This window comes from Paracidovorax sp. MALMAid1276, assembly GCF_049198005.1.
Lineage (GTDB): Bacteria > Pseudomonadota > Gammaproteobacteria > Burkholderiales > Burkholderiaceae_C > Acidovorax.
The window spans coordinates 1-9,986 of sequence record NZ_JBMIRS010000067.1 but is presented as its reverse complement, the minus strand read 5'-3'; the positions used below and the strand labels follow the sequence as shown (position 1 = coordinate 9,986).

General features: G+C 69.1%; 12 protein-coding genes. 3 read left to right on the top strand and 9 right to left on the bottom strand.

The genetic code is table 11. The features are described from left to right. Positions 1–51: 51 nt before the first annotated feature. Both ACOQFS_RS04205 and ACOQFS_RS04200 read right to left on the bottom strand, forming a co-directional pair. A complete protein-coding gene (locus ACOQFS_RS04205; RefSeq protein ID WP_421561696.1) occupies positions 52–657 on the bottom strand; it encodes a DUF922 domain-containing Zn-dependent protease in 606 nt (201 codons plus the stop codon). Next, positions 645–2,246, bottom strand: a complete 1,602-nt coding sequence (locus ACOQFS_RS04200; protein ID WP_421561695.1) for a wax ester/triacylglycerol synthase family O-acyltransferase — start codon at positions 2,244–2,246, stop codon at positions 645–647. Before ACOQFS_RS04200 ends, ACOQFS_RS04205 begins: the two co-directional genes overlap by 13 nt. 148 nt (positions 2,247–2,394) lie before the next feature. Here ACOQFS_RS04200 and ACOQFS_RS04195 point away from each other — a divergent pair, with 148 nt between their 5' ends. Continuing rightward, entirely contained in the window at positions 2,395–2,649 is a 255-nt protein-coding gene (locus ACOQFS_RS04195) for an acyl-CoA-binding protein (RefSeq protein WP_421561694.1), read from the top strand. Positions 2,650–2,720: 71 nt separating this feature from the next. Here the strand turns inward: ACOQFS_RS04195 and ACOQFS_RS04190 are convergent, their stop codons facing one another. From ACOQFS_RS04190 to ACOQFS_RS04175, 4 genes are all read right to left on the bottom strand, one after another. Next, on the bottom strand, positions 2,721–3,650 hold the full coding sequence (locus tag ACOQFS_RS04190) for a hydroxymethylglutaryl-CoA lyase (protein WP_421561697.1): 930 nt from the start codon (positions 3,648–3,650) through the stop codon (positions 2,721–2,723). Positions 3,651–3,748: 98 nt separating this feature from the next. Then, positions 3,749–4,453: a nitroreductase gene (locus tag ACOQFS_RS04185; protein ID WP_421561693.1), complete on the bottom strand. Its 705-nt coding sequence runs from the start codon at positions 4,451–4,453 to the stop codon at positions 3,749–3,751. A 31-nt stretch (positions 4,454–4,484) separates the two neighbouring features. Further along, a complete protein-coding gene (locus tag ACOQFS_RS04180) occupies positions 4,485–4,922 on the bottom strand; it encodes a polyhydroxyalkanoic acid system family protein (protein ID WP_421561692.1) in 438 nt (145 codons plus the stop codon). A 14-nt stretch (positions 4,923–4,936) separates the two neighbouring features. Further along, entirely contained in the window at positions 4,937–6,088 is a 1,152-nt protein-coding gene (locus tag ACOQFS_RS04175) for an aminopeptidase (protein ID WP_421561691.1), read from the bottom strand. Between the two features lie 35 nt (positions 6,089–6,123). Here ACOQFS_RS04175 and ACOQFS_RS04170 point away from each other — a divergent pair, with 35 nt between their 5' ends. Next, positions 6,124–6,792 (top strand): DNA-3-methyladenine glycosylase I, encoded by a 669-nt coding sequence (locus tag ACOQFS_RS04170; protein WP_421561690.1) that lies wholly within the window; start codon positions 6,124–6,126, stop codon positions 6,790–6,792. Between the two features lie 100 nt (positions 6,793–6,892). On the opposite strand, the gene arsC is transcribed toward ACOQFS_RS04170, so the two are convergent. The 3 genes from arsC to ACOQFS_RS04155 all read right to left on the bottom strand — a co-directional run bounded on the left by arsC (position 6,893) and on the right by ACOQFS_RS04155 (position 8,590). Continuing rightward, positions 6,893–7,315, bottom strand: coding sequence for an arsenate reductase (glutaredoxin) (gene arsC, locus ACOQFS_RS04165; RefSeq protein ID WP_421561689.1), 423 nt, complete (start codon positions 7,313–7,315; stop codon positions 6,893–6,895). A 13-nt stretch (positions 7,316–7,328) separates the two neighbouring features. After that, positions 7,329–8,027 carry a DUF1045 domain-containing protein gene (locus tag ACOQFS_RS04160; RefSeq protein ID WP_421561688.1) on the bottom strand — a complete coding sequence of 233 codons (699 nt, stop codon included), beginning with the start codon at positions 8,025–8,027 and terminating at the stop codon, positions 7,329–7,331. Positions 8,028–8,128: 101 nt separating this feature from the next. Next, the gene (locus ACOQFS_RS04155; RefSeq protein WP_421561687.1) at positions 8,129–8,590 is read right to left on the bottom strand and encodes an Lrp/AsnC family transcriptional regulator; all 462 of its coding nucleotides are present in this window, start codon (positions 8,588–8,590) and stop codon (positions 8,129–8,131) included. A 97-nt stretch (positions 8,591–8,687) separates the two neighbouring features. On the opposite strand from ACOQFS_RS04155, the gene ACOQFS_RS04150 reads away from it, so the two are divergent. Further along, on the top strand, positions 8,688–9,674 hold the full coding sequence (locus ACOQFS_RS04150) for an EamA family transporter (RefSeq protein WP_421561686.1): 987 nt from the start codon (positions 8,688–8,690) through the stop codon (positions 9,672–9,674). Positions 9,675–9,986: the final 312 nt, after the last annotated feature.

Sequence of the window (9,986 nt, the reverse complement as noted above, 5' to 3'; positions counted from 1 at the left end):
GAGATCGTAAACACGTTCTTAGGGCGCGGCGCGCGCAGTGGAGCTGGCGGCTCAGTCGAGGCGAGCCCCCTGCGAGGCGCCGTGGCGGGTGCGCACGTCGTATTGCTTCTCGCGCTCCACATGGTCCCGCAGCAAGCGCTGCGCCACGGCGTTGGCGTCGCGCTCCAGCGTGGCGCAGTCGGGCGCCGCCGGCATCTGGCGCAGGGCTTGGTCGATGGCCTGCGCCGCGTCGCGCCCGATCTGCACGTGGCCTTGCTCATGCTGCGACAAGGCTGTCAGATAGCGGTCGAAGGCCGCCTGCTGCGCCGCGCCGGCCCCGCGCAGCTCGGGCAACTGCACCTCGGTGCGCAGCCGGGTCGTGACCTCGGTGATCGCGCAGCGGCCCGATGCCTCACGCCACCAGCGGAAGCTCCAGCGCACGTCCCAGCGGGTGTAGCCATGGAAGCGCTGGCCGCCCACGGAGATGGGCGTGGCGGCGTGGAGTGCCGCGCGCAGGCTTTCGCCCGGGCGCACCTGCACCGGGTAGGGCCGGTGCGTGGAGTCCTCCTCCACCGCCGCGTGCGCAGCGCCGGTGCAGCACAGCAGCACGGCGGCTGCCCATCTGCGCGGTGCGCGTGGCCGTGCGGCCCGCAGCGCCCCGGCTGTCAATCGCCCCATGGCAGCATCAGCGTGAGCAGCGAGAGCTGCTCGAACTCTGGCGCAAAGGCGTCGATGATCTGCTGCGGTTCGGGGCACAGGGTGGTGTCGGTGATCACACCAAACTGCACGCCGCCGCCATAGCTCAGGATGGACACGCCCAGGCCGATGTCGCCCGATTGCGGCACCCAGAACATGCACTGCGTGACACGCGCGCCGCACAGCGTGAGTGCCTCCTTGGGGCCTGGCACGTTGGTCATCACGGCCGTGGTCTTGCGGCCAAACAGGTTCAGCAGCGCATCCTGGGCGGGTTTCACCATCAGGCCCGCCACGGCCAGCATGGCGAACGCCAGGATGGGCTGCGTGCTGCCCTTGAGCGCGGCCATGCGCTTGCGCACCTCGTACACGCGCTCGATGGGGTTGGCCACGCCGATGGGCAGCACCAGCGGCACCAGGCCGAACCGGTTGCCCAGCTTCCACGCCTCCTCCATGGGCCGCAGGTTCACCGGGATCATGGCCCGGATCTCCTGGCCCGTGGGGTCGTCGCCCTGGCTGCGCAGGTAGCCGCCGATGGCGCCCGCCACGCACGACAGCAGCACGTCGTTGATGGAGCAGTTGAGCGCGCGGCCGATGGCCTTGACGTCGTCCAGGGGGATCGGGGGGCACCAGGCCACGCGCTTGGCGCTGCCGGGCTGGCCCTTCAGGCGCGTGGGCGAGTCGTCGGGCATCAGCGCCAGCGCGGCGGCATCGCTCATGAACTGGTAGGCCATCCTGGCCATGTCCATGGTGCCCGCCAGCCCGTTGTGCATGGCCTTCTCGGGGTCGCCCAGCATCTGCAGCGACCTCGCCGCGCTGTCGCCCGCCAGGTCGAGTGCCTTCACCGTGAGGCCGGTGAAGGGCTTGATGAGCGCATCGGCGATCCAGTCCTCGGCCGTGGCGGCCTGATCGCGCGGGCTGCGCTGGCGCCGAGGGGGCTCGGCCCCGCCGTCCACCAGCGACATGGTCACCGAGATGAGCGCGATCCCGTCGGCAATGCAGTGGTGGATGCGCACGATGAGCGCGCTGCCCTTCTGGCCGTCATCGCCGACGAAGTTCTCGATCAGGTGCAACTGCCACAGGGGGCGGCGCCCGTCCAGCGGCTGCATGGCGAGCTCGCCCACCCGGTCCTGCAGCGCGCGCTGCATGCTCTGGCCGGCCTTGCGCGGCAGTGTTTCGCGCAGGACGTGGGCGGCAATGTCGAAGCCCCGGTCTTCCACCCAGGTGGCGCCTGCCGCGTCCTCCACCACGCGCTGGCGAAACCGGGGGTATTGCAGCAGGCGCTGCTGCACGCGCTCGCACAGGGCCTCCCAGCCAATGCCCGGCGACAGCGTCCACACGCCGTTGATCATCATGAGATTGCTGGCGGAATCCATGCGCAGCCAGGCGGTGTCGACCTTGCTCATGCGTTCGCCCGACAGACCGAGCATGCCCGTGGCCGCGCGGCGCACATTCTTCTGAACCATGCTGGCGGCCTTGCGCGCCGCGTCGGGGGCCTGTGCGCCCACCTTGCGCAGTCGGCTGGCGGTGGCCCCTGCGGCAGAAGCGCCGGGAGCGGGTATGCGGGTCACCATCGGATGTACACCTGTTGTTTGATTTTTGGGGGCTTGCCTCTATGGATTGGGCCCAGGCAGGCTGGGCCTAGCCCGTAAGATACAACGCCGCAAACCCTTGCCGACACCGTTTTTTCCCTCCCCATTCGAACCCAAGGAGCACCCCGACATGGCCGATCTGAACGCCACCTTCGAAGCCGCTGTGGCCAATTCCAAGAACCTCAGCGAGCGCCCCGACAATGCCACGCTGCTCAAGATCTATGCGCTGTACAAGCAGGCCACGGCCGGCGACAACACCGAGAAGAAGCCCAGCTTCTCCGACATGGTGGGCCGCGCCAAGTGGGACGCGTGGGAAAAGCTCAAGGGCACCGGCGCCGACGAGGCCAAGCAGCAGTATGTGGACCTGATCGCGTCGCTCAGCTGATGCGGCGGTGACCCATCCAAGAAAAAGGCGACCTCGGTCGCCTTTTTCTTTTTCTTTGCGCTGCAGTTGCGTCAACCCGGGGTCCACCCCTTGGGCAGGCCGGCCTCGGGCGTCATGCCGTAGATCGGCTCACCCGGTAGCCCCGCCTGCAGCGGCGCGCGCGCGGCCATCAGGCGGGGCAGGTTCACACCCGTGGCGATGCCCATGGCCTCGAACATGAACACCAGGTCTTCCGTCACCACGTTGCCGGACGCGCCGGGTGCGTAGGGGCAGCCGCCCAGTCCGCCCAGGGAGGCATCGAAGGTGCGCACGCCCACGTCATACGCGGCCAGGCAGTTCGCGAGGCCCAGGCCGCGCGTGTTGTGCATGTGGGCGGCGCCGGCCTTGTCGCCCAGCTCGGCACGCAGGCGCGTGAAGAGGCGGCGCACCTGCGCCGGGTTGGCCATGCCGGTGGTGTCCGACAGGCCCACCTCGTCGGCCCCCGCCTCGGCGCACAGGGCGGCCAGCCAGATCACATCGTCCTCCGGCACCGCGCCCTGCAGCGTGCATCCAAAGGCGGTGGACAGTCCCACCTCCACCAGCATGCCGGGGGCCTCGGCGTCGCGCAGCCGGACGACGGCGCGCACTTCCTCCACCATGGCTTCGCGCGTCTTGCGCACGTTGGCCAGCGAATGCGCGGCACTGGCCGACACCGGCAGCGTGAGCTTGTGCACTCCGGCGGCCACAGCGGCCTGTGCCCCGCGCAGGTTGGGGGCCAGTGCCATCACGGTGATGCCGGGGTGGGTGAGCGCGTGGCGCACCACGTCGGCCACGTCCGCCATCTGGGGCAGCCGCTGCGCGGGCACGAACGAGCCGACCTCGATCTCGCACAGCCCGGCGGCCACCAGTGCGTCGATCCAGCGCAGCTTGGCCTGCGTGGGCATGGTGGCCTTCACCGACTGCAGGCCATCGCGCGGGCCGACCTCGCTGATGCGCACGGCGGCGGGAACATCGGCAGGAATGGCCGTGTCAGTGGCTGAGGCTGAGGCTGAGGCTGAGGCTGCGGCTGAAGCTGCAGCTGCGGTGGACACGGCGCCAGAGAGCAGCGGGGCGGACACGGCTAGTCCCTCCATTGCACGGCCTGCGCCACGTCGGCCCGGGTGGTGCGAAAGCGGTTGGCCGGGTGCTGCGGGTCTGCCCGGCCGAAGGAGATGGCGCACACGATGCTGCGGTCGGTGCCGATGCCCAGCACGTCGCGCAACACGGCCGGGTAGGCCGCGAGCGCCGCCTGCGCGATGGAGCCGATGCCCAGGCTGTGGGCGGCCAGCATGAAGTTGCCCACGTAGGCGCCGCAGTCCACCGCGCCATACACGCCCAGTGCCTCGTCGCTGCTGACAATGGCCACGTGCGGTGCGCCGAACATGGTGAAGTTGAGCGCTACCTGCTGCGCGGACGCCGCGCGGTCGCCGCGCGCGATGCCCACCGCGTCATACAGGCCAAACCCACATTCGCGGCGGCGGTCCTGGTACATGCCCCGGTACTCGCGCGGCCAGGGCAGGTCGGGCGCGGGCGGGGTGGCGGGCACGGCGGCGGCCAGGGCCGCGCGCAGGCGCGCCAGCGTGGCGCCGCTGGCGATGGTGAGCTGCCAGGGCTGCGCATTGCACCACGATGCCGTGCGCTGCGCCGTGGCCAGCACCTGCTCGATGGTGGCGCGCGGCAGCGGCTCGGGCAGAAAGGCGCGGCAGCTGTGGCGGGTGTGCAGCAGCGCCGAAAGGGTGTCGAAGGCGGGGGGGCCGGCCGGGGCCGGCGGGGCAGATGCAGTCATGGGGCGGCCTGCGTCACAACTTCTGGCACGCTCAGGCCTTTTTGGCCTTGGGTGACGGCTTGGTGGTCGCGGGCTTGGACGGCTTCTTGCCCGCGGCCGGCGCAGGTGCCGGCACAGCTGCCGGGGCGGCCACCGGTGCAGCGGCTTTCGCCCCCGCCGCCTTGCGGGCCGCCGGCTTGGGGGGGCTGAGCAGGGCGTCGAGCTGCTCGCCGATCTCGGCCTCGATGCGGTCCTTGAATGCGCCGAACAAAAAACCCAGCTGCGCCTTCATCTCGAACTGGCGTGCGTCCACCAGCAGCGTGCCCTTGACGCCCGAGCGCGTGAAATACAGCGTGTCCTCGGTGTCGCCTTCCTCGTAGGTGCACTCCATGTCGAACTTGGCCTCGGCCTGCTCGGCCCATGAGAAGGCGATCTTGCGGGCCTGCGCAAAGCCCAGGGCGTGCTCGCGGTGGATGTGGATGTCGGGCATGTGCGGGGGTCTCCTCAGGAATTCTTGGGCGCCAGCAGGGCCCGCAGCGTGTCGTGGCGCTCGGGCAGGGGCAGGCGGGTCAGCCGGCGCACTGCATCATAAAACCGGGGCCAGTCGCGGGCTTCGCGCTCGAACAGGGCCTCGAACGCGGGCACCAGTTCGTCATACGCCGCCTGCGCGGCAAAGCTGGCGTTGTTGGCCTCGGCCACCCAGCGGTCATACCCCGCCACCTGGGCCGTGGTGGCCAGCGGCGCGGCGCCGCCCGGCGGCGCCAGCCAGTGCGCCCGAAGCGCGGCATAGTCGTCGCGAAAGGTTTGCATTGCTCTGTTTTTCATAGCTATCAAGGCTTGTTCACCAAGCGCTGAAGCCGAATTTTGTTCATAAATTTTCGCCAGGCGGGCGCGCGCGGCGCGTGTCAGCGACCGAAACGCGCTGCGGCGCGCCTCGCTCACGGCGAAGGCCTCCCGCGCGGCTGGGGTGGCCTCGGTGGCCAGCCAGCGCGCGCTGCCGATGCGCTCCACGGCCGTGGCGAAGGATTCGTTGAACAGCGTGTCGTTCTGCGCATAGACCACCTGGTGGGCGAGTTCGTGGAACAGCAGCCGCACGAACTCGCCCTCCGGCCAGCCAATGAAGGTGGACAACAGCGGGTCGCCCCCCGCCCAGTTCATGTAGCCCAGCGTGGAATACGCAGGCACGCCGTACACATCCACCTCCAGGCCCTGCGCCGCCAGCGCGGCCGCTTCGGCGCGGGCGTCGGCCTCGGTGAAATAGCCGCGATAGCCGATGCAGCCCGTCACCGGAAAGCACCAGGTGTGCAGGGTGAGCGAAAAAGGCGGTGCCGCCACCACGTTCCAAACGGCGGCCGGGCGCTTCAGGTCGGCATAGCGGCGATAGCTGGCGTTGTCGGGCAGGCCCAGCTCTGCCACTGCGAAGGCCCGGGCGCGTTGCGCGAGCCGCAGCCGCTCGCGCAGGCCGGGCGAGATGTCCTCGCGTGCGATCCAGCGGTCGATGGGCTCTGCGGCCTGCATCAGGTCCATATGCCCGCGCAGCGATTGCCAGTAATAGCCCAGCGTGCTGGAAGGGCCGGTGGTGCCGGCGCAGCCCGCGAGGACCAGGCTGAGCAGCAGGGCGGCCGGGGGCCGCAGGCGAAGAAATCGGTGGCGCATGCGGCAGTTTAGGTCGGGTTGTCAGCATCCCTAGAATGCGCCGCATGACCCGAGAACCTGCTGCGCACGCTGCCGCCCTGCCCGAAGGCCTGTTTGCCGATGAAGCCGCCACCCCGCGGTGCACCTGGTGCCAGGCCTCCCCGCTGTACCGGCACTACCACGACACCGAGTGGGGGTTTCCGGTGGCAGACGACCGCCGGCTCTTCGAGAAGATCTGCCTGGAGGGGTTTCAGTCGGGCCTGAGCTGGCTCACCATCCTGAACAAGCGCGAGGGCTTTCGCGCGGCGTTTGCAAATTTCGATCCCGAGCAGGTCGCGGCCTTCGGCCCTGCCGACGTGGAGCGGCTGGTGCAGGATGCCGCCATCGTGCGCCACCGGGGCAAGATCGAATCCACCATCAACAACGCCCGCCGCGTGTTGGAGCTGCGCAGCGAATTCGGCTCGCTCGCGCACTATGCCTGGCGCTACGAGCCTGCCCCGCACGACCGGCCCGAGCGCATCACGCGCGAGGTGGCGCGCACGCTGTCCACGTCGCCCGCGTCCGTCGCCATGTCCAAGGACCTGAAAAAGCGCGGCTGGAGTTTTGTGGGCCCGACCACGGTGTACGCCTTCATGCAGGCGATGGGCCTGGTCAACGACCATCTGGAGGGCTGCCATTCGCGTGCGAAGGCGCTTGCAGCGCGCGCGGCCTTCGAGCGTCCCTGAGGCATTTGCCTGGGAGTCTGCGCGGTAGAAGGCATCGAAGCGAAACGCGCGAGACCGGTTTATCGCGCGCAGCTGCCGATGCGCCTTCTGCCGCGCAGCCCTACACGCGGCGGCCCTGCGCGTCGACCACCGGTTGGCCGTCTTCCTTGGCCAACGCGCCCAGCTGCGGGATGGGCAGGATGTCCAGCACCTGCTCGGACGGGCGGCACAGCCGCGTGCCCAGCGGGGTGACGACGATGGGGCGGTTGATGAGAACGGGGTGGGCCAGCATGGCGTCGATGAGCTGCTCGTCGGTGGTGCCCGGAGCGTTCAGGCCCAGCTCGGTGAACAGGGTTTCCTTCACGCGAACCACGTCCCGCACCGGCAGGCCGGTCGCGGCGATCAGGGCGGTGAGGGTGGCCCGGTCGGGCGGCGATGTCAGGTACTCGATGACGTCCGGCTCGATGCCGCTGTTGCGGATCATGGCCAGCGTGTTGCGCGAGGTGCCGCATCGGGGGTTGTGATAGATGGTGACTGGGGCCATGGCAGGAATCGATTTAGCAGTGAGGGTAGAGCCGCAGGCCGATGTCCCGCCCGCCCAGCTCCAGGTGGTCCAGCAGCACGAAGTCCGCTCCCGGGGTCGGTTCGGCGAACAGGGCCAGGCTGTGGAAGGTCCGCGTGGGCAGGTCGGCAAAAAAGTCTTGCGCCGCGTCGAGCACGCGGGCCTGGGTGGCTGAATCCACCTGCGCGAGGCTGCCGGTGAGCGGCAGATGAAAGCGGAAGCCGCCCACGGGCTGCGCCGTGTCGCCAGCGCACGGCGCATCGGCCACCAGCGGCTGCAGCTGCGTGCGGCATTCTGACGCGGCGTGTGCCATGTCCGTGTGTGCCGCATGGCGGGCAGCAGGCACCAGGGCCAGAAAGTCGCCCAGGCGCTCGACGTGCAACGGAGGCAGCGCACAGGGCGCAAGGCTGTGTGCCAGCCGCTGCACCGTGGAGTGCAGAGCCATCCAGTCGGCGCCCTCAGCCAGTGCAAACGGCGGCTGCAGCGGTGCCTGCCACCCCCGGCGGCGCGGTTCGGCCGTCAACTGTTGCAGGGTGTGGTCCGCCACACCGTCAATCGCAAGCTGCTGCAAGGGCTGCAGCAGTGCGGCACAGCGGCCGAGCCAGTGGCTGCCCGCCAGCCAGCCCAGGCTGCCCGGGTTCGGCGCGTAGGACACTGCGTAGCGATGCGCGGCGGCAGGCGTGGAAGAGGGCATGGCGGCGGTCGTTCTGTCGTGTTGTTGCTGTTGTCGGCTTGTTGCTGGCTGGGTGGCTGGTGGGGTGATGGGTTGCCGGGTTGGCACGGGCGGCCTGCGGCTCACCCGCCCTTGTCGCCATGCACCCAGCCCAGGTCCAGCGGCCGGTCTTCAAACTCGGTGTTCAGCACCACGGTGCTGGTGGTGCGGGCCACGCCCGCAATGGCCTTGATCTCGTAGATCACGTCCTCCAGCGCGCGGGCGTGGGTGGTGCGTATCTTGGCCAGAAAATCGTATTCGCCCGCCACGCTGTGCAGCTCTTCCACCTGGGGCATGGCGCGCAGCCGGGGCGCCACGTCACGGCAGTGGATGCCGCCGTCGTTGCGGATGGCCACGAACGCGGTGAAGTTCAGCCCCACGCGCTCCGGGTCCACGCTGATCGAGAACCGCCGGATCACACCCTTGTCCAGCAGCTTCTTCACGCGCTCGTGCACGGCAGCGGTGGACAGCCCCACTTCGGCGCCCACATCGGCGTACGAACGCCGCCCATCACCGCCCAATGCCGAAATAATTCTGGCATCCATCTCATCTGTCTGAATATTTGCTTGCATGGCGGCTGGATTTTGGTAAAAATTACGAAAACCTTGCGGTTTCCATAAATTATTCGGTCAGGTGAAGAATATGCTGGCAATTTTCAATGCGCAAGCCCGGTCGCGGCGCAACTGGGCGGTGGCGCTGGCGCTGCTGCTGGTCTACATCGTCTGGGGCACCACCTATTTCGCCATTGGCATCGCGGTGCAGACCATGCCGCCCCTGCTCATGAATGCCATCCGCTTTCTGTGTGCGGGCGGCGTGATGCTGCTGATCGCACTGTGGCAGGGCCACGCCTTGCCCACGGCGCGGCAGTGGCGCAACGCGGCGGTGGTGGGGGGCTGCATGGTGTTCCTGGCCATGAACCTGATGGGCTTTGCGCAGAAGCTGGGCATTGGATCGGGGCTCATGGCCACGGTGGTCACCACCATGCCCATGTGGCTCGCCCTGTGGTCGCGCTGGGGTGGCGAGCGCGTGCCCTTCACCAGCTGGATGGGACTGGCGCTGGGCGTTGCGGGGGCTTTGCTGCTGGCGCTGGAAGGCGACTTTTCGGCCACATGGATCGGCGCGCTGCTGGCCTTTGCTGCGCCACTGTGCTGGAGCGTGGGCTCTTATGCCTCGCGCAAGCTCTCATTGCCCGCACCCGCCATGGCGTCGGCCGCGCAATGGTTGACCGGCGGCGCGATGGGGTTGGTGGTGGCGCTGTGGTTCGAGCCGCTCTCGGCCCTGGGCCAGGTCAGCGCCCGGTCGTGGGCGGCATGGGTCTATCTGCTGGTGTTTGGCACCCTCGTCGCGCTCAATGCGTATCTGTGGCTGCTGCAGAACACCCCGTCCGCGCTGGCCGGCAGCTATTCGTTCGTGAACCCGGCAGTGGCCTTGGTGGTCGGGGTGGCCCTGGGGGGCGAGCTTCTGACCGGATGGGTGTTTGCCGCCCTGCCGTTGATTGCGGGGGCGCTGGGGCTCATTCTGTACGGGCCTGCGCTGCAGTTGTGGTGGGCTGCACGCGGCGCCAGGATCGGTAGCGCCATGGGCCGGGGGGTGATGAGGTCCGGACAGTCGTCGTCGCGTGCGGGCTGAGCGGCCATGGCGAGTCGTTTTTGCACCTGTTGGGCTTGGGCTTTTCGCGAAGCCTTGGTGCCGCCTCCACCCGTTGGACTGAGCGCGATCTCCCCAAGACCGTTCGGGCTGAGCGTGTCGCCGCCGGGGCGACACCCCACCCGTTCGGGCTGAGCCTGTCGAAGCCGGAGCGCCACCCCACCCGTTCGGGCTGAGCTTGTCGAAGCCGGGGCGCCACCCCACCCGTTCGGGCTGAGCCTGTCGAAGCCGGGGCATTGACCCTCGTTCTCCACGCCGTACCGCATGCTTTGTTCAAGGGCGGGAGCCGGGGTG